Origin of the sequence: Streptomyces albus subsp. albus (assembly GCF_000719865.1) — a bacterium.
In the GTDB taxonomy this organism is placed as follows: Bacteria; Actinomycetota; Actinomycetes; order Streptomycetales; family Streptomycetaceae; genus Streptomyces; species Streptomyces albus_E.
On record NZ_JOID01000001.1, the window covers coordinates 315,711 to 338,468 of the forward strand.

16 protein-coding genes are annotated in these 22,758 nt (G+C 70.8%); 7 read left to right on the top strand and 9 right to left on the bottom strand.

Going from position 1 to position 22,758, the window contains the following annotated elements; translation table 11 throughout:
* Positions 1 to 137: 137 nt before the first annotated feature.
* Together dop and arc are read right to left on the bottom strand one after the other, a co-directional pair.
* Complete coding sequence (gene dop / locus IF83_RS0101440; protein ID WP_030542137.1) at positions 138 to 1,649, bottom strand: depupylase/deamidase Dop; 1,512 nt, start codon at positions 1,647 to 1,649, stop codon at positions 138 to 140.
* A 215-nt stretch (positions 1,650 to 1,864) separates the two neighbouring features.
* The gene (arc, locus tag IF83_RS0101445; RefSeq protein WP_030542138.1) at positions 1,865 to 3,631 is read right to left on the bottom strand and encodes a proteasome ATPase; all 1,767 of its coding nucleotides are present in this window, start codon (positions 3,629 to 3,631) and stop codon (positions 1,865 to 1,867) included.
* Between the two features lie 252 nt (positions 3,632 to 3,883).
* On the opposite strand from arc, the gene IF83_RS0101450 reads away from it, so the two are divergent.
* Positions 3,884 to 4,207: a ferredoxin gene (locus IF83_RS0101450; RefSeq protein ID WP_030542139.1), complete on the top strand. Its 324-nt coding sequence runs from the start codon at positions 3,884 to 3,886 to the stop codon at positions 4,205 to 4,207.
* Between the two features lie 4 nt (positions 4,208 to 4,211).
* Here the strand turns inward: IF83_RS0101450 and IF83_RS0101455 are convergent, their stop codons facing one another.
* From IF83_RS0101455 to IF83_RS0101465, 3 genes are all read right to left on the bottom strand, one after another.
* A complete protein-coding gene (locus tag IF83_RS0101455; RefSeq protein ID WP_037678144.1) occupies positions 4,212 to 4,766 on the bottom strand; it encodes a hypothetical protein in 555 nt (184 codons plus the stop codon).
* Positions 4,767 to 5,058: 292 nt separating this feature from the next.
* Positions 5,059 to 5,970, bottom strand: coding sequence for a tRNA (adenine-N1)-methyltransferase (locus IF83_RS0101460; protein ID WP_030542141.1), 912 nt, complete (start codon positions 5,968 to 5,970; stop codon positions 5,059 to 5,061).
* Between the two features lie 110 nt (positions 5,971 to 6,080).
* Positions 6,081 to 7,316, bottom strand: coding sequence for a site-2 protease family protein (locus tag IF83_RS0101465; protein ID WP_030542142.1), 1,236 nt, complete (start codon positions 7,314 to 7,316; stop codon positions 6,081 to 6,083).
* A 125-nt stretch (positions 7,317 to 7,441) separates the two neighbouring features.
* Here IF83_RS0101465 and IF83_RS0101470 point away from each other — a divergent pair, with 125 nt between their 5' ends.
* Positions 7,442 to 8,428 carry a RecB family exonuclease gene (locus IF83_RS0101470; protein ID WP_030542143.1) on the top strand — a complete coding sequence of 329 codons (987 nt, stop codon included), beginning with the start codon at positions 7,442 to 7,444 and terminating at the stop codon, positions 8,426 to 8,428.
* Between the two features lie 15 nt (positions 8,429 to 8,443).
* Positions 8,444 to 9,115 (top strand): response regulator, encoded by a 672-nt coding sequence (locus tag IF83_RS0101475; protein WP_030542144.1) that lies wholly within the window; start codon positions 8,444 to 8,446, stop codon positions 9,113 to 9,115.
* A gap of 91 nt (positions 9,116 to 9,206) precedes the next feature.
* Here IF83_RS0101475 and IF83_RS0101480 read toward each other — a convergent pair whose 3' ends face one another.
* The 4 genes from IF83_RS0101480 to metH all read right to left on the bottom strand — a co-directional run bounded on the left by IF83_RS0101480 (position 9,207) and on the right by metH (position 17,293).
* On the bottom strand, positions 9,207 to 10,790 hold the full coding sequence (locus IF83_RS0101480) for an ABC transporter substrate-binding protein (RefSeq protein WP_030542145.1): 1,584 nt from the start codon (positions 10,788 to 10,790) through the stop codon (positions 9,207 to 9,209).
* Positions 10,791 to 10,853: 63 nt separating this feature from the next.
* Positions 10,854 to 12,452: an ABC transporter substrate-binding protein gene (locus IF83_RS0101485; protein WP_030542146.1), complete on the bottom strand. Its 1,599-nt coding sequence runs from the start codon at positions 12,450 to 12,452 to the stop codon at positions 10,854 to 10,856.
* Between the two features lie 421 nt (positions 12,453 to 12,873).
* Positions 12,874 to 13,608 (bottom strand): HAD family hydrolase, encoded by a 735-nt coding sequence (locus IF83_RS0101490; RefSeq protein WP_030542147.1) that lies wholly within the window; start codon positions 13,606 to 13,608, stop codon positions 12,874 to 12,876.
* A gap of 172 nt (positions 13,609 to 13,780) precedes the next feature.
* Positions 13,781 to 17,293 carry a methionine synthase gene (gene metH, locus IF83_RS0101495; protein ID WP_030542148.1) on the bottom strand — a complete coding sequence of 1,171 codons (3,513 nt, stop codon included), beginning with the start codon at positions 17,291 to 17,293 and terminating at the stop codon, positions 13,781 to 13,783.
* 248 nt (positions 17,294 to 17,541) lie between these two features.
* On the opposite strand from metH, the gene IF83_RS0101500 reads away from it, so the two are divergent.
* The 4 genes from IF83_RS0101500 to IF83_RS0101515 all read left to right on the top strand — a co-directional run bounded on the left by IF83_RS0101500 (position 17,542) and on the right by IF83_RS0101515 (position 22,612).
* Entirely contained in the window at positions 17,542 to 18,306 is a 765-nt protein-coding gene (locus IF83_RS0101500; protein ID WP_030542149.1) for an IclR family transcriptional regulator, read from the top strand.
* A 249-nt stretch (positions 18,307 to 18,555) separates the two neighbouring features.
* Positions 18,556 to 19,347, top strand: coding sequence for an MIP/aquaporin family protein (locus IF83_RS0101505; RefSeq protein WP_030542150.1), 792 nt, complete (start codon positions 18,556 to 18,558; stop codon positions 19,345 to 19,347).
* A gap of 103 nt (positions 19,348 to 19,450) precedes the next feature.
* Positions 19,451 to 20,986 (top strand): glycerol kinase GlpK, encoded by a 1,536-nt coding sequence (gene glpK, locus IF83_RS0101510; protein ID WP_030542151.1) that lies wholly within the window; start codon positions 19,451 to 19,453, stop codon positions 20,984 to 20,986.
* A 6-nt stretch (positions 20,987 to 20,992) separates the two neighbouring features.
* Positions 20,993 to 22,612, top strand: coding sequence for a glycerol-3-phosphate dehydrogenase/oxidase (locus tag IF83_RS0101515; protein WP_030542152.1), 1,620 nt, complete (start codon positions 20,993 to 20,995; stop codon positions 22,610 to 22,612).
* Positions 22,613 to 22,758 lie beyond the last annotated feature (146 nt).

Sequence of the window (22,758 nt, forward strand, 5' to 3'; positions counted from 1 at the left end):
CCGCTCGGTTCGACCCAGCTTGATTGGAACGGTCAAGATCAGACCCTACAAGGCGGGTCCGACATCGGCTCTCCGCTTGCTCGCACTTCTCGCGGAGAGCCGGGTGTCATCCCCATGATTCCCTCGTCCGGGCCGTTTCAGCCGCCGGAGAGCACCCGGACCAGATCTTCCGCGGAGCGGCAGCGGTCCAGGAGTTCCTTGACGTGGTCCCGGGTGCCCCGCAGGGGCTCCAGGGTGGGTACCCGCTGAAGCGAGTCCCGACCCGGCAGATCGAAAATCACCGAATCCCAGGAGGCCGCGGCCACGTCGTCCGCGTACTGTTCCAGGCAGCGGCCGCGGAAATAGGCGCGGGTGTCCTCCGGCGGCTGTGCGACGGCCCGCTCGACCTCGCTCTCGTCCAGCAGCCGCTTCATCCTGCCGCGGGCGGCCAGCCGGTTGTACAGGCCCTTGTCGGGCCGTACGTCGGCGTACTGGAGGTCGACGAGGTGCAGCCGGGGGGCGTCCCAGTCGAGGCCGTCCCGGCGCCGGTAGCCCTCCAGGAGCTCCCGCTTGGCCACCCAGTCCAGCTCTCCGGCCAGGCTCATCGGATCGCGCTCCAGGCGGTTCAGGACGTCCTCCCAGCGGGTGAGCACGTCCCGGGTCTGCTCGTCCGCGTCCGAGCCGTAACGGTCCTCCACATACTTGCTCGCCAGCTCGTAGTACTCCATCTGGAGCTGGACGGCGGTGAGGGTCCGGCCGCTGCGGAGCGTGATCGCCTTGCGCAGCGAGGTGTCGTGGGAGACCTGGTGGAGCGTGCGGACGGGCTGGTCGACGGCGAGGTCCACGGCGATGAAGCCGTCCTCGATCATGGACAGCACCAGGGAGGTGGTGCCGAGCTTGAGGTAGGTGGAGAGCTCGGAGAGGTTGGCGTCACCGATGATCACATGGAGCCGTCGGTACTTCTCGGCGTCCGCGTGCGGCTCGTCCCGGGTGTTGATGATGGGCCGTTTGAGGGTGGTCTCCAGCCCGACCTCGACCTCGAAGTAGTCGGCGCGCTGGCTCAGCTGGAAGCCGTGCTCGTGGCCGTCCTGGCCGATGCCGACCCGGCCGGCGCCGGTGACGACCTGGCGGGAGACGAAGAAGGGCGTCAGGTGGCGCACGATGTCCGAGAAGGGGGTCTCCCGCTTCATCAGGTAGTTCTCGTGCGTGCCGTAGGAGGCGCCCTTGTTGTCGGTGTTGTTCTTGTAGAGGTGGATCGGCTGGGCACCGGGGAGCTGGGCGGCGCGCTCGGCGGCGGTCGCCATGATCCGCTCCCCCGCCTTGTCCCAGAGCACGGCGTCACGCGGGTTGGTGATCTCCGGGGAGCTGTACTCGGGGTGCGCGTGGTCGACGTAGAGCCGGGCGCCGTTGGTCAGGATGACGTTCGCCAGGCCGATGTCCTCGTCGGTGAGCTGGCTGGAGTCCGCCGTCTCGCGGGCGAGGTCGAAGCCGCGGGCGTCCCGCAGCGGGTTCTCCTCCTCGAAGTCCCAGCGGGCACGGCGGGCCCGGTGCATCGCCGCCGCGTAGGCGTTGACGATCTGGGACGAGGTGAGCATGGCATTGGCGTTCGGGTGCCCCGGAACGGAGATCCCGTACTCCGTCTCGATGCCCATTACTCGCCGTACGGTCATGCGGCCCTCCTTGCCCGGCACCGCCCCCGGACGGGGTCGGCGCTCAAGTACCGCTGCCTTTCCGATGCGCGTGCGGTGCCCCTTCCCGCACCGCGCGGCCCGGCGGTACCGAAAGCCTAGAACGCCGTGAGGGTGGTGGGGAGATCATTTCATTCTTTGCCGGAACGCACTCGGCTGCGGATGCCCGCCGGGGGCATCCGCAGCCGGGGCGTGCTTTACAGGTACTGACCGGTGTTCGCGACGGTGTCGATGGAACGGCCGGTGTCGGCGCCCTGCTTTCCGGTGACCAGGGTGCGGATGAAGACGATCCGCTCGCCCTTCTTTCCGGAGATGCGGGCCCAGTCGTCGGGGTTGGTGGTGTTGGGGAGGTCCTCGTTCTCCTTGAACTCGTCGACGCAGGCGGCGAGCAGGTGGGAGACGCGCAGACCCTTCTGGTTGTGGTCGAGGAAGGCTTTGATCGCCATCTTCTTGGCCCGGTCCACGATGTTCTGGATCATGGCGCCGGAGTTGAAGTCCTTGAAGTACAGGACTTCCTTGTCACCATTGGCGTAGGTGACCTCCAGGAAGCGGTTCTCCTCGGACTCCGCGTACATCTGCTCGACGACGGACTGGATCATGCCGTCGACCGTGGCCGCCGGGGAGCCGCCGTGCTCGGCGACATCGTCCGCGTGGAGCGGCAGCGACGGCTTGAGGTACTTGTGGAAGATGTCCTTCGCGGCCTCCGCGTCCGGACGCTCGATCTTGATCTTCACATCGAGGCGGCCGGGGCGCAGGATCGCGGGGTCGATCATGTCCTCGCGGTTGGAGGCGCCGATGACGATGACGTTCTCCAGGCCCTCCACACCGTCGATCTCGGCGAGCAACTGGGGGACGATGGTGTTCTCCACGTCCGAGCTGACACCGGAGCCGCGGGTGCGGAAGAGGGATTCCATCTCGTCGAAGAAGACGATGACGGGGGTGCCCTCGCTCGCCTTCTCCCGGGCCCGCTGGAAGACCAGGCGGATGTGCCGCTCGGTCTCGCCGACGTACTTGTTGAGCAGCTCGGGGCCCTTGATGTTCAGGAAGTAGCTCTTGCCGGCGGGCCGGCCGGTGACCTCGGCGACCTTCTTGGCAAGGGAGTTGGCCACGGCCTTGGCGATGAGCGTCTTGCCGCAGCCGGGAGGGCCGTAGAGCAGGACGCCCTTGGGCGGCCGCAGCTCGTGCTCCTTGAAGAGGTCGGGGTGGAGGTACGGGAGCTCGACCGCGTCCCGGATCAGTTCGATCTGGTTGCCCAGGCCGCCGATCCGGTCGTAGTCGATGTCCGGGACCTCTTCGAGGACGAGCTCCTCGACCTCGCTCTTCGGTACGACCTCGTAGACGTAGCCGGAGCGGGGTTCGAGCAGCAGGGCGTCGCCGGCGCGGATGGTGACGCCCATCAGCGGTTCGGCGAGCCGCACCACCCGCTCCTCGTCGGTGTGGCCGATCACCAGGGCCCGTTCGCCGTCCTCGAGGATCTCCTTGAGGGTGACGATGTCCCCGGCGCGCTCGAACTGCATGGCCTCGACCACGTTGAGCGCCTCGTTGAGCATGACCTCCTGGCCGCGCTGGAGCTCGTCGAGTTCGATGCCCGGGCTGACATTGACCCGGAGTTTCCTGCCTCCGGTGAAGATGTCGGCCGTGCCGTCCTCGTTCGCCTGAAGGAAGACCCCGAAGCCGGCGGGCGGCTGCGCGAGGCGGTCGACCTCCTCCTTGAGGGCCACGATCTGGTCGCGGGCCTCACGGAGCGTATTGGCCAGCCGCTCGTTCTGGGCGGAAACCCCGGCCAGATTGGTCTGCAACTCGACGATCCGCTCTTCGAGAATCCTCGTGTGGCGCGGAGAGTCGGCGAGCTTGCGGCGCAGGACGGCGATCTCCTGCTCGAGATAGGCGACCTCGCCGGCGGGGTCCTCGGACCCTCGCCCCGGCCGGAAGCCGCGGTTGATGTCGTCGTCGTGGGCTGCCACGGTCCTCACCTCCTCCAAGGGGAGCTGGACGCTTCCTGACCCTACCTGGGCCGGTGCAGGTTGAAACCCCTAGATCACAAAGACGGTAGGGGTGTGTCCGATCTTCACCCTTGCGTACTCCCTCACGCCAGGGGATACCCACCGAACACCATCCGGAAGCGGCCGGTTGTATCGTCGGGACGGTCAACACCCGTCAGAGCTGGCTTCAATTGATTCACCGATGATTCACCGACGCAGGGAACGGCAGACGAGATGAGCGTGCAGGAAGAGACGGCCACCGGGGCCGCGGCGGACACGGCTCAGCCGGAGCTGGAGGTCTGGATCGACCAGGACCTGTGCACCGGGGACGGCATCTGCGCCCAGTACGCGCCCGAGGTCTTCGAACTCGACATCGACGGGCTGGCCTATGTGAAGGACGCCGACGACGAGCTGCTCACGGAGGCCGGCGCGACCACGCGCGTGCCGCTGCCCCTCCTGCGCGAAGTGGTCGATTCCGCCAAGGAATGCCCCGGCGACTGTATTCACGTACGACGGATTTCGGACAAGGTTGAGCTGTACGGTCCTGACGCGGAGTGACCGGTCACACACTTCCGGGGACGGGCAGGGCGGTCAGCCGGAACTTCCCGTCCCGCCAGTGCCATTCGACCTTCCGCTCCAGGTCCGGACAGCAGCGGGGGACATCCGGGCCGGAGTAGCCGAGGAGAGTCGCCGAGATGGTCCCGCCGTCGTCCACGGCGAAGTCCGTGACGTTCATCTTCTCCGCGGGGTCGACGAGGGTCTCCAGCACCCGGGGCGCGCCGCCGCCGGAGGCGGACCCGAGGACGTACACGCCGTGCGGCGGCGTGCCCATGCCGGCGGCGCAGCGGACCACCGCGGCCGTCTCCGGGCGGCCGTCCGCGTCGAGGTCGGCGGAGCCCCGGTCGACCACTTCGGTCTCCCCGCCACCGCACTCCAGGGGGTAGTCGGCGGCCTCGGCGTCGGGGGCGGCCTCGGGCTTCTCCGCGCCGGCGGGCTCACCCGCCTCCGCCCGCTGTTCCACGGCGACGGGCGGGGTGGCGGTGGCGTCCGGCGGCTGGACGAGGGCCGCGGCTCCGAGGACGGCGGCGAGGGCCGTCGCGGTGGTGAGCCAGTGCACCGGCCGGCTACGGGTGTGCGGAAGGTCCGCGGTGGGCTTCGAGGTCCGGGGCGCTGACGGCTGAGGGCATGCCGGGGCCTGCACGCGCTTGTGTCTCCTGGAATCCGGAGCGGATGGGGATGGCCTGCATCGTGCCATATCTCACACCGGGCGGGAACGGCGGGGTCATGACGCGCCGTTAAGCGTGGCCAAAGGTTTACACGCGACTCCGCCGCCCGGTTCCCCGTGGAGAGGGGGAGCGGGCGGCGGAAGCGGTGTGGCGGCGTCGTTCGGTGGGCGGGCCGGGGGCGGGTCAGTCGCGGGCGGTACTGCCGCCGCTGCCCGATCCCGGGCCGGTGTAGTCCTCGCCGTACGCGCCCTTGGCGGGGCGGCGGCGGCGCAGCGGCGGCTCCACGCCGTCCGCGAGGCGGCGGGCGGTGAGCAGGAAGCCGGTGTGGCCGATCATGCGGTGGTCGGGGCGGACCGCGAGGCCCTCCACGTGCCAGGTGCGGACCATGGTCTCCCAGGCGGTCGGCTCGTTGAAGGTGCCGTGCTCGCGGATCGCCTCGACGGTGCGGGCGAGCTGGGTGGTGGTGGCCACGTAGCCGCAGAGGATGCCGCCGGGGACCAGCGCCTTGGAGACGGCGTCCAGGCACTCCCAGGGGGCGAGCATGTCGAGGATGACGCGGTCGACCTCGGTGTCGGAGAGGTTGTCCTGCAGGTCGCCGACCGTGAGCCGCCAGGCCGGGTGCTCGCCGCCGAAGTAGCGGCGGACGTTCTCGGCGGCGATCTCCGCGAAGTCGGCCCGGCGCTCGTAGGAGTGCAGCATGCCCTGGTCGCCGATGGCGCGCAGCAGGAAGGTGCTGAGGGAGCCGGAGCCGACGCCGGCCTCGACGACGCGGGCACCGGGGAAGATGTCGGCCATCGCCAGGATCTGCCCCGCGTCCTTGGGGTAGACCACGGCGGCTCCGCGGGGCATGGACAGGACGTAGTCGGGGAGCAGCGGGCGCAGCGCGAGGTACGCGACGTTCCCGGTGGTACGGACAACACTGCCCTCGGGAGCGCCGATCAGCTCGTCGTGCGGGAAGGCACCCTTGTGGGTGTGGAAGCTCTTCCCGGCTTCGAGCGTGAACGTGTAGTGGCGTCCCTTGGGGTCGGTGAGCTGGACCTGGTCCCCGACCTTGAAGGGCCCGCGGCGGCGGGCGGCACCGGTCGGTTCGGACATGTGACCAGCCTACCGGTCGCCGCGGGGCCGTCCTGCCACGGCGGGTGCGCCGGGTGGTGGGGCCGTCGCCGGGGGGCCGGAGGGGCGGGCGCTCCGCGGAGGGCGGGCTCTCAGGGGTTGCGGGCCATCGCGGAGACGAAGGCGCGTTCGACGTCGGCGGTGGAGAGGACGCCGTAGACCTCGCCGGTCTCCTCGACGACCAGGTACTCGGTGGCGGGGGTGGCCCGCAGGGTCTCCAGCAGGTCCTCGCCGGCGAGGTCGGCCGGGACCCGCAGACCCGGTTTGAGGTCCTGGGACAGGCCGCCGACGGCGACCCAGGGGCGGCGGTGCTCGGGCACCCCGGCGATCGCGGCCTCGCGGACGAGGGCGGTGGGCTCGCCCTGGCCGTCGACCACCACGAGGGCCCGGGCCCCGGCCTCGTTGGCGCGGCGCAGCGCCTCGGAGAGCGGGGTGTCGGCCGTGACGGGGACCGCGCGCCGGGTGAGGTTGCGGGCCCGCAGTTCGGGGAGGCGTTCGCGGAGCCGCGCCATCCGCAGGCTGTTGCCGGCGCCGGTCCAGATGATCGCCGCGAGGATGGCTGCGAGCAGGGCGTCGGTGATGGTGTCGACCCCGCCGATGTCCTCCGGGGGGTTGCCGAGGCTGCCGGAGTGGGTGAGCAGCGGCAGCCCGACCAGGACGCCGACCGCGAGGGCCCGGCCGGTCCAGGCGGCGGCGACGGTGCCGGTCATCGGCCTGCCGGTGACCCGCCAGACGACGGCGCGGAGCATCCGGCCGCCGTCCAGGGGCAGTCCGGGCAGCAGGTTGAAGACGGCGACGATCAGGTTGGAGATCATCAGGCCGGCCAGCAGCACGCCGGGGACGGTGCCGGGCTCGACGGCGTACATGCCGAGGTAGAAGACCCCGGCCAGGGCGAGGGACAGCAGCGGGCCGACGAAGGCGAGCAGGAACTCCCGGCCCGGGGTCTCGGACTCCTTCTCGATCTCCGACACCCCTCCGAAGAACTGGAGTTGGATGCGGCGGACCGGCAGCTTGTAGTGGAGCGCGACGACGGTGTGGGCCAGCTCGTGGACGAGCACGGACCCGTAGAAGGCGACCGCGAAGAACAAGGAGACGAGGTAGCGGAGGCCGCCGAGCTCGGGCAGCACCCGGTCGAGCTGTCCGCCGAAGACCCAGGTGATCAGGGCGGCCACCAGGAACCAGCTGGGGGCGACGTAGACGGGCACCCCGAAGGGGCGGCCCATGAGGATGCCGCCTCCCGTTCCGCGCGGCCGCTTCGGCTCGCCGTCGCCACCGGCCGCTCCCCCGCCGCCGGACTGCGGCTTTCCGCTCTCGCCGCTCTCGTCCACGGTGTCCCTTCGTCGCTCGTTCCCCCGCGCCGCGGTCGTCCGGTTCCGCGAACGGACGGCCCGGGGAGGTCTGCCGTCGATGGTATGCGGACCGGTGTCGGTCCCGGGCCGTAGGGTCGTACGCCATGGGAACCAGCACAGAGCACACGGACCGCGGACCCGGCGGCCGCGGGACCGGCCCCGTGCGCGGCACGGCGGCCGCGCCGCCGGCGTCGCTGTCGCCGTCGCGCGCCGCCGACTTCATGACCTGCCCGCTGCTCTACCGCTTCCGGGTGATCGACAAGCTGCCGGAGAAGCCCAGCGAGGCGGCCGTCCGGGGGACGCTGGTCCACGCGGTGCTGGAGCGGCTGTTCGACACCCCGGCGGCCGAGCGCACGGCGCCGCGCGCCCGTGCGCTGGTGCCCGGCGAGTGGGAGCGGCTGCTGACGGCGCGGCCGGAGCTGGCTGGGCTGTTCCGGGAGGCCGGGGAGGGAGCGGAGGCCGGGGGCGGCGGCGAGGCCGGCGGTTCCCCGGACCCGGCGCGGCTGGCCGGGTGGCTCGCCGAGGCGGAGCGGCTGGTGGAGCGGTGGTTCACGCTGGAGGACCCCTCCCGGCTGGAGCCGGCGGAGCGGGAGCTGTTCGTGCAGACCACCCTGGACTCGGGGCTCCGGCTGCGCGGCATCATCGACCGGGTGGACGTCGCCCCGGGCGGCGAGGTGCGGATCGTCGACTACAAGACGGGGAAGGCCCCGCGCCCGGAGTACGCGGAAGGCCCGCTGTTCCAGATGAAGTTCTACGCCCTGGTCCTCTGGCGGCTTCGGGGCACGGTCCCGCGCCGGCTGCAGCTCGTCTATCTCGGCAGCGGCGACATCCTGACGTACGACCCGGCCGAGGAGGACCTGCGGGCCACCGAGCGGAAGCTGCTGGCCCTGTGGGACGCGATCCGCCGGGCCACGGACTCCGGGGACTGGCGGCCCCGGCGGAACCGGCTCTGCGACTGGTGCGACCACCGGGCGGTGTGCCCGGAGTTCGGCGGTACTCCCCCGCCGTATCCGCTGCTGCCCGTGGTGCCGTCGCCCGCCGGACCGGCTGACTCCGCGGGGTCCGTCCAGGGCAGAATGGGCGGCGTCTAGCGAAGGAGTCCTGCTGTGGCCATCCGTGTCCTCCTGGTCGACGACCAGCCGTTGTTGCGCACCGGTTTCCGGATGATCCTGGAGGCCGAACAGGACATCGCCGTGGTCGGCGAGGCCGGTGACGGGCTGCAGGCGCTGGACCAGGTCCGCGCGCTGCAGCCCGACGTGGTGCTGATGGACATCCGGATGCCCCGGATGGACGGGGTCGAGGCCACCCGGCAGATCACCGGGCCGGGACGGGACGGGCCGGCGAAGGTCCTGGTCCTGACCACGTTCGACCTCGACGAGTACGTGGTGGAGGCGCTCCGCGCGGGGGCGAGCGGCTTTCTTCTCAAGGACGCCCCCGCGCAGGAGCTGGTGCAGGCGATCCGGGTGGTCGCCTCGGGCGAGGCCATGCTCGCGCCGAGCATCACCCGCCGGCTGCTCGACAAGTACGCGTCGAAGCTGCCCTCGGGCGAGGAGCCGGTGCCGGACACGCTGCACACCCTGACCGACCGCGAGGTCGAGGTGCTGAAGCTGGTCGCGAAGGGCCTGTCCAACGCGGAGATCGCGGCCGATCTGTTCGTCAGCGAGACCACGGTCAAGACGCATGTGGGACATGTGCTGACCAAGCTCGGTCTGCGGGACCGGGTGCAGGCGGCGGTCTACGCCTACGAGAGCGGTCTGGTGCGGCCCGGCGCCCGGTGAGGGCGCGCGGACGCGGCGGAGGGGCCGGCCCGGGTGGCGGACCGGCCCCTCCCGCGACGGGTGGAGCGGTGGTGCGGCGGGGCCGCCCCGGTCATTCCTGGATCTTGCTGATCTCCCAGAAGCGGAAGACGGTGGACGCGTCCAGCGACCACTCCAGGCCGGCGATGTCCCGGTGCGCCACGGCATACTGCTTGCCCTGCCACAGCGGCAGCACCGGCAGTTCCTCGGCGACGATGTCCTGCAGCTCGCCGAAGTTCGCGGCGGTGGCGGCCCGGTTGGCCTCCGCGGCGGTGCTCGGGATGAGCTGCTTCACGATGCGCTTGGACTCGTAGTTGTTGGAGAGGACGTTGCCGTCGCCGAAGAACGGCGCGGTGAAGTTGTCCGGGTCGGGGTAGTCGGGCACCCAGCCCTTGACGTAGATCCCGTAGTCGCCGTTCTTGATGCCCTCTTCGTACTCCTTCAGTTCGACGCTCTTCACATCGGCGTCGAACAGCCCGCTGGCGTTGAGCTGCTGGGCGAGCTTCTGGAAGCCGGGAACGGTGCCGGGGCCGTAGCGGGTGGGGGTGGCCCAGAGGGTGACCTTCAGCCGGCCGGTGATGCCCTCCTGGCGGAGCGCCTCCTCGGCCTTGTCCCGCTGCGGACGGTCGCCGTAGACGTCGAAGAAGGCGGTGTTGTGGCTGGTGATGCCCGCCGGGACGATGGAGTACAGCGGCTTGGCGGTGTACTTGTAGACGTCGCGGACCAGCGCGCTCCGGTCGACGAGGTAGGCGATGGCCTTGCGCACGCCCTCCTTGCCGATGACCGGGTGGTCGACGTTGAAGACGAGGTGCTGGACCTCGGCGCTGGTGCCCTCGATGACCTCCAGCCCGTCCTTCTCGTCGATCGTGGCGGTCTCCAGCTCGTTGATGTCCTTGATGGACAGACCGCGGTAGGCGAGGTCCACCTCGCCCTCGCGCAGGGCGCTCTTCAGGGCGGCCTGGTCGCCGTTGAAGAGTTTCATCGTCATGCCGGAGTTCTTGACCTTGGCGGGGCCCTTGTAGTCCGGGTTGACGGAGAACTTCGCCTCGTTCTCGGGCGTGTACGAGTCGAGCTTGTAGACGCCCGAGCCGATGGCCTTGCCGTCGGTGCGGAGCTTGTCCATCTCGTACTCGCGGTGGTCCACGATCGAGCCGGCGCCGGAGGCGATCTTCATGGGGAAGGTCGCGTCGGGGAACTTGAGCTTGAAGACGACGGTCTTCTCGTCCGGGGTCTCGACCTTGTCGATCGAGGTCAGCATGACGGCCGGGCCGTTCTCGTCGTTGATCTTCAGCGTCCGGCGGAAGGAGAAGGCCACGTCCTCGGAGGTGAGGCTGTTGCCGTTGCTGAACTTGAGGCCGTCCTTGAGCTCGCAGCTGTAGATCTTGCTGGCGCTGTCCTCGAAGCCGCAGCGCTCGGCGGCCTCCGGCTGCGGTGTCGTACCGCCCCGGGGGAAGCTCATCAGCGACTGGAAGACGTTGTTGAACAGCAGCCAGGAGCCGGGGTCGTAGCCGGACGCCGGGTCGGTCGCCGCGATCTCGTCCGTCATTCCCATGACGATCGGCTCACCCGTGCCGGCCGAGTCGGCGTCCCCCCCGCCGCAACCGGCCAGCAGTCCCATCGCGATGGGGACCGCGACCAGGTGATGACGTATCCTCACGCGCTCATTCCTCACACTCTTCTTGATCGGCGCCGGCCCCCGTCGGCGCCATGACTGGTCAGGTCAGCCGACCGTGCGGCCGAGTTCCCACAGCTGCAGGACCGACGACGAGTTCAGCGCCCATTCCACACCGGTGACGGTGTTCCGGGCCGCGACGTACTGCTTGCCCTGCCACAGCGGCAGCAGCGGCACCTCCTCGGCGACGATGTCCTGGACCCGCTCGAAACTCTTGGTGGCCCCGGTCCGCTCGGCCTGCTGCCGGGTCTCCGGAATCAGCTGGCTGTGGATTTCCTCGTTGTCGTACGGGCTGTTGAGGAAGTTGTCCTCGGAGAAGAACGGGGCCGTGAAGTTGTCGGGGTCGGGGAAGTCCGGGAACCATCCCATGCCGTACGCGGCGTACTCGCGCTCGGTCTGGCTGGGGCGGAACGTCTTCCACGGAACGCCCTTGATCGTTACGTCGAAGAGGCCCGTTCTGTTCAGCTGCTTCTGCAGGGTCTCGAACTCCACGGCCGTGGCCGGGCCGTAGTGGTCCGTGGTGTACGTCAGCTCCAGCTTCACCGGGGTGTCGACACCGGCGGCGGCCAGGGTCTTGCGGGCGGCGGCCGCGTCGGGCTCGCCGTACCGGTTGAAGAAGGAGTTGACGTGCGCGTCGACGCTGCTGGGGATCATGGAGTAGAGCGGCTGGGCGCTGCGCGCGTACACGTCGCGGGCGAGTTCCTGGCGGTCGACGATCTGCGCGACGGCGCGCCGCACGGCCTTCCGGCCGGCCACCGGGTGCTCGGTGTCGAAGACGAGGTAGCGGATCTCCTGGCCGGGCATCTCGACCAGCTCGATGTCCTTGTCCTCGCCCTTCGCCAGCCGGGCGATCTGCTCGGGTGACATGCTGCGGGTCATCAGGTCGATCTCGCCGGCCTTGAGGGCCTTCTCCATCGCCGTGGAGTCCCGCAGGATCCGCAGTTCGACCTTCTCGTTCTTGAGCTTGAGCTGGCCCTGGTAGTTCCGGTTCTTCGTGAAGGTGATGGACTGGACGGCGCCGTCCTTCTCCTTCGTCTCCAGGGTGTAGGGGCCGGATCCGGAGACCTCGAAGCCGTCGCGGAGCGCGTCCCGCTTGTAGCTCTGGGAGTCCACGATCGCGGCCGCGGGCGTGGCGAGCTTGTGCGGGAAGGTCGCGTCCGGCTTCTTGAGGTGGAAGACGACTTCCAGGTCGCCGAGCGTCTCGACCCGGTCGATGTTCGAGATCAGTGAGGCCGGGCCGTTGGGGTTCTTGATCCTCAGCGTCCGCTCGACCGAGAACTTGACGTCCTCGGCGGTGAGGAGGTTGTCGTTGGCGAACTTCAGGCCCTCGCGCAGGGTGCAGCGGTACTGCTCGTTGCGCCGGTCCGAGAAGCCGCACTGGGAGGCGGCCTCGGGCACCGGCTCGCTGCCGGAGCGGGGCAGCGCCATCAGCGTCTGGAAGCTGTTGCGCAGCACGTTCCAGGAGGCCATCTCATAGGCCAGCGCGGGATCGAAGGGCGCCGGGTTGTCCTCGGTGACGATGAACTGGTCCGTGGTGCCGACGACGATCGCACCGCTCGCCGCGCCTCCCTCCGACCCACCGCAAGCGGCCAGGACCGGCACCAGCAGGCCGATGACCACCGGGAGTGCCAGAGTCTTGCGATTCATCGTCGGGAGTCTCCTGCATTGCGATCCGTCCCGGGGACCATACCGACGTCGGCACGCTGGTCACAGGGGCTGTGGTGAAGTTCTGGCGAAACATTAGTCGGGACTGCCAGGGGTACTGGAACGGGGCGAAGTTGACGCTCCATAACACCCTGATAACAGCCGCGCTCCGTCCACTATCCGGACGCCGGAATGATTGCCGCGTTCGCTGCCGTATACGGACAGAAGGGTGCGCATCCGGGCCACGCCGGACACGGAAGAGCACTGCGGCCCGCCCCTGTCGACCGGCTTGGGCGTGAGAAAGGTCACGCCGGGGATTTCCGGCGGGATCACCGGGAATTCCGCGTGCGCATTCGTTACGGAAAATGACCGGACGGGCGCCGACTGTCGTCTTCTTTCCGCCACCATACGCACCGTGTGCGGTTCAGTGCATTCCCGTGATCAATCCGTGCAGAAAGGGAAGGTCGACTTCTTCGAGAGAGCTGACGACCGTGCGCCGCGGGGCCGGTTCGATCGGTACCACGGAGGGCACCGCCACCACCGGGCAGCCCGCCGCCTCGGCCGCCGCCACCCCGGTCGGGGTGTCCTCGACCACCGCGCAGCGGGCCGGGTCCGCCCCCAGCTTGGCCGCCGCCGTCAGATACGGGTCGGGGTGCGGCTTCGTCCGCTCCAGCTCGTCCCCGGCCAGGGTGAGGTCGAAGTGCCCGGCGCCGACCGACTCCAGGACCCGGTCGATGACGCGCCGGTGCGAGGCGGAGACCAGCGCGGTCGGCACCCGGTGCGCGGCCAGCTCGGCCAGCAGCCGGGCCGCCCCGGGCATCAGCGGCACGCCGCGGCCCAGCATCTCCTCGAAGCGGTCGTTGAGGAGGACGGACAGCTCGGGGACGGTGATGTCGGCGCCGGTGACCTCGATGAGGTAGCCGGCGCTGCGGCTCATGGGGCCGCCGACCACGACCTCGCGGTGGTGGTCGTGGAGGACGTGGCCGAGTTCGGCGAAGACCTCCACCTCGACGTCCCACCAGAAGCCCTCGGTCTCGACGAGCGTGCCGTCCATGTCGAGCAGCACGGCCTGCAGGGTGGCGGATCCCTCCGCCGTCCGGGTGCCGGGTCTCCGGGTGCCGAGCGTCCCGGTGCCGAGCGCGGGGATGCCGCTGGTCATCCTTGCCCCTCTCGTGAAAGGTCGCCGGCCGTGTCCGGCCACAGAGGCCAAAGAGGGCCGGCCGCTGCCCCGGGTGGGGGCGCGACCGGCCGTGCCGGACCGACCAGTGTACGACGAGCCGCTACGGAGCGTCGCGGCGCGTACCGGCCGGGCCGGGCTGCCTGCTACCGGGCTACCGGGCGTTGAAGTACTTGGCCTCGGGGTGGTGGATCACGATGGCGTCGGTGGACTGCTCGGGGTGGAGCTGGAACTCCTCGGAGAGCTCGACGCCGATCCGGCCGGGCTCCAGCAGCCCGGCGATCTTCGCCCGGTCCTCCAGGTCGGGGCAGGCGCCGTAGCCCAGCGAGAAGCGGGCGCCGCGGTACTTGAGCGCGAACATGTCCTCCATGGCCGCGGGGTCCTCCCCGGCGAAGCCCAGCTCGGCGCGGACCCGGGCGTGCCAGTACTCGGCCAGGGCCTCGGCCAGCTGGACGGAGAGGCCGTGGAGTTCGAGGTAGTCGCGGTAGGCGTCGGCGGCGAAGAGCTTGGCCGTCTCCTCGCCGATCCGGGAACCGACGGTGACGACCTGCAGGCCGACCACATCGGTCTCCCCCGACTCCTCCGGGCGGAAGAAGTCCGCCAGGCACAGCCGGCGGCCGCGGCGCTGGCGGGGGAAGGTGAAGCGGGTCCGCTCGGTGCCGTCCTCCCCCAGGATGATCAGGTCGTCGCCCTTGGAGACGCAGGGGAAGTAGCCGTAGACGACGGCGGCCTCCAGGAGGTTCTCCGTCTGCAGCCGGTCGAGCCAGCCGCGCAGCCGGGGGCGGCCCTCGGTCTCCGCCAGCTCCTCGTAGCCGGGGCCGTCCCCGGTGCGGGACTGCTTGAGGCCCCACTGCCCCTTGAAGAGGGCGCCCTCGTCCAGCCAGGAGGCGTACTCCTTGAGCTGGATGCCCTTGACCACCCGGGTGCCCCAGAACGGCGGGGCGGGCACGGGGTTGTCCGTGGCGACGTCGGAGCGGACCCCCTCGGCCGGCTCGGGCTCGGCGATCTCCAGGTCGCGCCGGGGGACCCGGCGCTGCCGCAGTTCGGGCAGGGTCGCGCCGGGGACGCCGCGCTTGACGGCGATCAGGGCGTCCATCAGCCGCAGGCCCTCGAAGGCGTCCCGGGCGTAGCGGACCTCGCCCTCGTAGATCTCGTGGAGGTCCTGCTCGACGTAGGCGCGGGTGAGGGCGGCGCCGCCGAGGATGACGGGGTAGTCGGCGGCCAGCTTGCGCTGGTTGAGCTCCTCCAGGTTCTCCTTCATGATCACGGTGGACTTGACCAGGAGGCCGGACATGCCGATGACGTCGGCCCGGTGCTCCTGTGCCGCTTCCAGGATCGCGGAGACCGGCTGCTTGATGCCGAGGTTGACGACGGTGTAGCCGTTGTTGGACAGGATGATGTCGACGAGGTTCTTGCCGATGTCGTGGACGTCGCCGCGGACGGTGGCCAGCACGATGGTGCCCTTGCCCTCCTCGCCCTCGGCCTTCTCCATGTGCGGCTCCAGGTGGGCCACGGCCGCCTTCATGACCTCGGCGGACTGCAGCACGAACGGCAGCTGCATCTGGCCGGAGCCGAACAGCTCGCCGACGACCTTCATGCCGGCGAGCAGCGTGTCGTTGACGATCTCCAGGGCGGGGCGCTCCCGCAGAGCCTCGTCGAGGTCGGCCTCCAGGCCGTTGCGCTCGCCGTCGATGATGCGGCGCTGCAGGCGCTCGTCCAACGGGAGGGCGGCCAGCTCCTCGGCCCGGCCGGCCTTCAGCGACTTGGTGTCGACGCCCTCGAAGAGCTCCAGGAACCGCTGCAGGGGGTCGTAGCCCTCGCGGCGGCGGTCGTAGATCAGATCGAGGGCGACCTCGCGCTGCTCCTCCTCCAGCCGGGCGATCGGCAGGATCTTGGAGGCGTGGACGATGGCGGAGTCGAGGCCGGCCTTGACGCACTCGTCCAGGAACACGCTGTTGAGCACCGTGCGGGCGGCCGGGTTGAGCCCGAAGGAGATGTTCGACAGGCCGAGGGTGGTCTGGACGTCCGGGTGGCGGCGCTTGAGTTCGCGGATCGCCTCGATGGTGGCCAGGCCGTCCTTGCGGGATTCCTCCTGGCCGGTGGCGATGGTGAAGGTGAGGCAGTCGATGAGGATGTCGCTCTCGCGCACCCCCCACTTCTCCGTGAGGTCGGCGATCAGGCGCTCGGCGACGGCGACCTTGTGCTCGGGGGTGCGGGCCTGGCCCTCCTCGTCGATGGTCAGCGCGATCAGTGCCGCGCCGTGCTCCACCGCGAGCTGGGTGATCTTCGCGAAGCGCGACTCCGGCCCGTCGCCGTCCTCGTAGTTGACGGAGTTGATGACGGCGCGGCCGCCGAGCTTCTCCAGTCCGGCCCGGATGACGGCCGGTTCCGTGGAGTCCAGCACCAGCGGCAGGGTGGAGGCGGTGGCGAAGCGGCCGGCGATCTCCGTCATGTCGGCGACGCCGTCCCGGCCGACGTAGTCCACGCACACGTCGAGCAGGTGGGCGCCCTCGCGGATCTGCTCGCGGGCCATCTCCACGCAGTCGTCCCAGCGGCCCTCCAGCATGGCCTCGCGGAACTTCTTGGAGCCGTTGGCGTTGGTGCGCTCCCCGATCGCCAGATAGGCCGTGTCCTGCCGGAACGGCACGCTCTGGTAGAGCGAGGCGGCGCCCGGCTCGGGCCGCGGCGCGCGCGGGGCGGGGGTCAGGTCCCGGACGCGTTCGACGACCTGGCGCAGATGCTCCGGGGTGGTGCCGCAGCAGCCGCCGACGAGGGAGAGCCCGTACTCGCGGACGAAGGTCTCCTGGGCGTCGGCCAGCTCGGCCGGGGTGAGCGGGTAGTGGGCGCCGTCCTTGCCCAGCACCGGCAGACCGGCGTTGGGCATACAGGACAGCGGGACCCGGGAGTGGCGCGCCAGATGGCGCAGGTGTTCGCTCATCTCCGCCGGGCCGGTGGCGCAGTTCAGGCCGATCATGTCGATGCCCAGCGGTTCCAGGGCGGTGAGCGCCGCGCCGATCTCGGAGCCGAGCAGCATGGTGCCGGTGGTCTCCACCGTCACGGAGACGATCACGGGGAGGTCGGTGCCGGTCTCCCGGAGCGCGCGCTTGGCGCCGATGACCGCGGCCTTGGTCTGCAGCAGGTCCTGGGTGGTCTCCACCAGGAGGGCGTCGGCGCCGCCGGCGATCATGCCTTCGGCGTTCCGCTGGTAGGCGTCGCGGAGGACGTCGTAGGGGGCGTGGCCGAGGGTGGGGAGCTTGGTGCCGGGACCCATCGAACCCAGGACCCAGCGCGGGCGGCCGTCCCCGGCGGTGAAGGCGTCGGCCGTCTCGCGCGCGATCCGCACCCCGGCCTCGGAGAGCTCGAAGACGCGGCCGGGGATGTCGTACTCGGCCAGCGCGGCGTGGTTGGCGCCGAAGGTGTTGGTCTCCACGCAGTCCACCCCGGCCGCGAAGTAGGCCTCGTGGACCGAGCGCACGATGTCGGGGCGGGTGACGTTCAGGATCTCGTTGCAGCCCTCGAGCTGCTCGAAGTCCTCCAGGGTCGGCTCCTGCGCCTGGAGCATCGTGCCCATCGCCCCGTCGGCCACGACCACGCGGGTGGCCAGCGCCTCCCTCAGGGCGGCGATGCGGTCGGTGCTGCTGGTGGTCGATGGCTGGATCGAGCCCATGGAAAACTCCCTGAGGTGCGACGGCTGTCGGCTTTGCGCCCTTCCTGCGGGAGAGCGCACCCGGTCAGCGTAGCCGTGATGGCGCCCGGCCTCCGGAGCGTTCCACTGGGCGGACTATGTTCCGGCCACGGACAGCCGACGAACGTCCGGCGGGCAGCCCGCCGGGCGGTTCCTCGCGCGGTACCCCCGGGTCGGCATAGGCCGATACTGTTCAGCATTGCCGAATCCTTGACGATGGAGGTTTCCCGATGGCCCGGACCATCCAGTCCCTGGAGCGGGCCGCGGCGATGCTGCGGCTCCTGGCGGGCGGCGAGCGCCGGCTCGGACTCTCCGAGGTGGCCGCCGCGCTGGGACTGGCCAAGGGCACCGCGCACGGCATCCTCCGCACGCTCCAGCAGGAGGGCTTCGTCGAGCAGGACGCGGCCTCGGGCCGCTACCAGCTGGGCGCCGAGATGCTGCGGCTGGGCCAGAGCTATCTGGACGTCAACGAGCTGCGGGCGCGGGCCCTGGTGTGGACCGACGATCTGGCGCGGTCCAGCGGGGAGAGCGTCCACCTGGGCGTGCTGCACCAGAGCGGCGTGCTGATCGTGCACCACGTGTTCCGGCCGGACGACAGCCGGCAGGTCCTGGAGGTCGGCGCCATGCAGCCGCTGCACAGCACGGCGCTGGGCAAGGTGCTGGCGGCCTACGACCCGGTGGCGCACGCCGAGGCCGTGGAGGGCGGGCGGGAGGCCTTCACGGACCGCACGGTGACCAAGGCGGAGGAGTTCGAGGCCGTCCTGGACCTGACCCGGGCCCGGGGCTGGGCCTCCGACATCGAGGAGACCTGGGCCGGGGTGGCCTCCGTGGCCGCGCCCATCCACAACCGGCGCCGGATGCCCGTCGGCGCGGTCGGCGTCACCGGAGCGGTGGAGCGGGTCTGCGACGGCGCCGGGCTGCGATCGCGGCTGGTCGCGGCGGTGCGGGACTGCGCCCGGGCGGTTTCCCGGGACCTCGGCGCCGGGCGGTTCTGAACACCCTCTGTCACCCTTGCTCTACGCACTGGTCGGATCGGCGGCTTTTTCGCTCGCGGGCTCTTGACGTGCTGGGACCCGTGAAGAAAACTGCCGTTCTCCGGTCGGCATTGTCGAACACCTGACGACAATATTGATCACGGTGCCGCCAGCCGCCGACCGGTGACCGCCCTCACCGAGGGCCCGGGCCACGGGCGGGACCCCGTTGGCCCGGTCTGTCCCCCTGGACGAAGGACAAAGGAGTCGCGGGTGTCCAGCTCCGACATCTTCATCGGCGAGACCATCGGGACCGCCGTACTCATCCTGCTCGGCGGCGGCGTCGTCGCCGCCGTCACCCTCAAGCGCTCGAAGGCCCTCAACGCCGGCTGGGCCGCCATCGCCCTCGGCTGGGGTCTGGCGGTCCTCACCGGCGCCTACATCGCGGTCGGCCTCTCCGGCGCCCACCTCAACCCGGCGGTCACCATCGGCCTGGCCATCCAGGGCACCACGGAGTGGTCCGACGTACCGCTCTACTTCGCCTCGGAACTGCTGGGCGCGATGATCGGCGCCACCCTGGTCTGGCTGGCCTACTACGGCCACTTCCGCGACCACCTGACCGACCCGCAGATCCTCGCCGAGGCGAAGACGGGCCCGGAGGGTCTGGTGGAACAGGACAACGCGCCGGCCGCCGGCCCCGTGCTCGGCATCTTCTGCACCGGGCCGGAGATCCGGAACGCCGTGCAGAACCTGATGACCGAGACGATCGCCACCACCGTGCTCGTCCTCTCCATCCTCACCCTGGGACTGACCGAGGGACTCGGCGTGTCGGGCACCGGTGTGCTGATCGTCGCCCTCGTCGTGGCCGGTATCGGCTTCTCGCTCGGCGGTCCCACCGGTTACGCCATCAACCCGGCGCGCGACCTCGGTCCCCGGATCGTGCACGCGCTGCTGCCGCTGCCGAACAAGGGCGGCTCGGACTGGGGCTACGCCTGGGTCCCGGTGGTCGGCCCGCTGCTCGGCGGCGCCCTCGCCGGCGGGATCTACCAGCTGGGCTTCGCCTGAGCCCCGTCCCCGCCCCAGGCACCCACGCACCGGAGCATCGCGCCACCCCCCGTCCCGCATGTCCCGCACGCCCCTCCCGCCTCTCGGATCCCAGGAGCACACCGTGACCGACGCGCACACCGCCGGCCCGTTCATCGCCGCCATCGACCAGGGCACGACCTCCAGCCGCTGCATCGTCTTCGACACCGACGGGCGGATCGTCGCGGTCGACCAGAAGGAACACGAGCAGATCTTCCCCAAGCCGGGCTGGGTGGAACACGACGCCGCGGAGATCTGGACGAACGTCCGGCAGGTCGTCGACGGCGCCGTCGAGAAGGCCGGGATCACCGCGGCCGACGTCAAGGCGATCGGCATCACCAACCAGCGCGAGACCACCCTCCTCTGGGACAAGGCCACCGGTGAGCCGGTGCACAACGCCATCGTCTGGCAGGACACCCGCACCGACGCGCTCTGCCGCGAACTCGGCCGCAACGTCGGCAAGGACCGGTTCCGCCGCGAGACGGGCCTGCCGCTGGCCTCCTACTTCGCCGGCCCGAAGATCCGCTGGCTGCTGGACAACGTCGACGGCCTGCGCGAGCGCGCCGAGGCCGGCGAGATCCTCTTCGGCACCATGGACTCCTGGGTCATCTGGAACCTCACCGGCGGACCCGACGGCGGCGTCCACGTCACCGACGTGACCAACGCCTCCCGCACCATGCTGATGAACCTCCACACCCTGGAGTGGGACCCGAAGATTCTCAACTCGATGGGCGTGCCGGCCGCGGTGCTGCCGGAGATCCGCTCCTCCGCGGAGGTGTACGGCGAGGCGAAGAGCGGCGTCCTCGCCGGGGTGCCCGTGGCCTCGGCCCTCGGCGACCAGCAGGCGGCGCTGTTCGGGCAGACCTGCTTCGAGGAGGGCGAGGCCAAGTCCACCTACGGCACCGGAACCTTCCTGCTGATGAACACGGCGGGGACGCCGGTCAACTCGTACCACGGGCTGGTCACCACCGTGGGCTACCGCATCGGCGACCAGGCGCCCGTCTACGCGCTGGAGGGCTCGATCGCCATCACCGGCGCGCTCGTCCAGTGGATGCGCGACCAGATGGGGCTGATCAACAGCGCCGCGGAGATCGAGACCCTCGCCAGCTCCGTGGAAGACAACGGCGGCGCCTACTTCGTCCCGGCCTTCTCCGGGCTGTTCGCCCCGTACTGGCGCGACGACGCCCGCGGCGTGATCGCCGGCCTCACCCGCTACGTCACCAAGGCCCACATCGCCCGCGCCGTCCTGGAGGCCACCGCCTGGCAGACGCGGGAGATCACCGACGCCATGCGCAAGGACTCCGGCACGGAGCTGGCCTCCCTCAAGGTCGACGGCGGCATGACCTCGAACAACCTGCTGATGCAGACCCTCGCCGACGTCCTGGACGCGCCCGTGGTGCGCCCGCTCGTCGCCGAGACCACCTGCCTCGGCGCCGCCTACGCGGCCGGGCTCGCCGTCGGCTACTGGCCGGACACCGACGCGCTGCGCGCCAACTGGCGCCGCGCCGCCGAGTGGACGCCCCGGATGGACGCGGCGGACCGGCAGCGCGAGTACAAGAACTGGCTCAAGGCCGTGGAACGGACCATGGGCTGGCTCGAGAACGACGAACAGGAGCACTGAGTACCGATGACGATCCCGATCCCGCAGAGCTCTCCGGCCACCGGAGGCTCCCCGGCCGCGGCCCCGCGGCCCGGCGGCCGCGCCGAGACCCGCGACCGGCTCTCCCGGGGAACCTACGACCTGCTGGTGATCGGCGGCGGCATCCTGGGCACCTCGGTCGCCTGGCACGCCTCGCAGTCGGGTCTGCGGGTGGCGATGGTGGACGCCGGCGACTTCGCCGGCGCCACCTCCTCCGCCTCCTCCAAGCTCGTCCACGGCGGGCTGCGCTATCTGCAGACCGGCGCGGTCAAGCTGGTGGCGGAGAACCACCACGAGCGGCGGGTGCTGGCCAGGGACGTGGCCCCGCACCTGGTCAACCCGCTCACCTTCCACCTGCCGGTCTACAAGGGCGGGCCGCACGGCGCGGCCAAGCTGGGCGCGGGCGTCTTCGCCTACTCCGCGCTCTCGGCCTTCGGCGACGGCGTGGGCCGGGTCATATCCCCGGCCCGCGCCGCGGCCGCCAACCCGGCGCTGCGCACCGAGAACCTCAAGGCCGTGGCGGTCTACGGCGACCACCAGATGAACGACTCCCGGGTCGCCGTGATGACCGTACGGGCGGCGGCCGGATCCGGGGCCGCGGTCCTCAACCACGCCGAGGTCACCGGCCTGCGGTTCACCCGCGGCCGCGTCACCGGCGCCGAGCTCCGGGACCGGCTGGACGGCACCGAGTTCGGTGTGGACGCCCGCCTGGTGCTCAACGCCACCGGCCCGTGGATCGACCGGCTGCGGCGGATGGAGTACGAGCACGCCGCCCCCAGCATCCGGCTCTCCAAGGGCGCGCATCTCGTGCTGCGGCGGAAGGTGCCGTGGCGGGCCGCCATGGCCACGCCGATCGACAAGTACCGCATCACCTTCGCCCTCCCCTGGGAGGACCAGCTGCTGCTCGGCACCACCGACGAGCCGTACGAGGGCGATCCGGCGGACGTCCGGGCCACCGAGGCCGACATCGCCCAGATCCTGGACGAGGCCGCCCACTCGGTGCGCGACGAGCATCTCTCCCGGGATCTGCTGACCTATGCCTTCGCCGGCCTGCGGGTGCTGCCCGGCGGCCCCGGCGGGGTCGAGCAGGCCAAGCGGGAGACCGTGGTCACCGAGGGCAGGGGCGGCATGCTGTCCGTCGCGGGCGGCAAGTGGACGACGTACCGCCACATCGGCCGGGTCGTCATGCGGAAGCTGGCCTCGCTGCCGGACGGGGCACTCGCCGAGGACATGGAGCCGCTGTCGCGGCTGCCGCGCCGGGTGCCGCTGCCGGGGATCGCCAATCCGAACGCGGTGGCGCACCGGCTGCTGGTCAGCCGCGAGCCCGGCTCCCGGATGGATCCGCTGACGGCGCGCCAACTGGCCACTCACTACGGCTCGCTGGCGCTCGACATCGCCCGGCTCGCCGACGAGGACCCGGCGCTCGGCGAACGCATCCACCCGGACGGGCCGGAGATCTGGGCCCAGGTCGTCTACGCCCGCGACCACGAGTGGGCGGAGACGGCCGACGACGTACTGCGCCGCCGGACCACGCTGACGGTCCGCGGCCTGGACACCCCGGAGGTCCGCGCCCGGGTGGAGGAGATCCTCGCCGCCCGCACGGACTGACGGGCGGCGCCCGGAGGGGAGGCGGCCGCTCCGCGCGGCGCGGGCCTCCCACCGCCTTCCCTCCGCCGCCTCTCCCCCGTCCCGTCTCCCGTCGCCGGACCTTCCCGCGAACACGCCCCGAACAGCCTTGGCACGGGCGGCGTTTG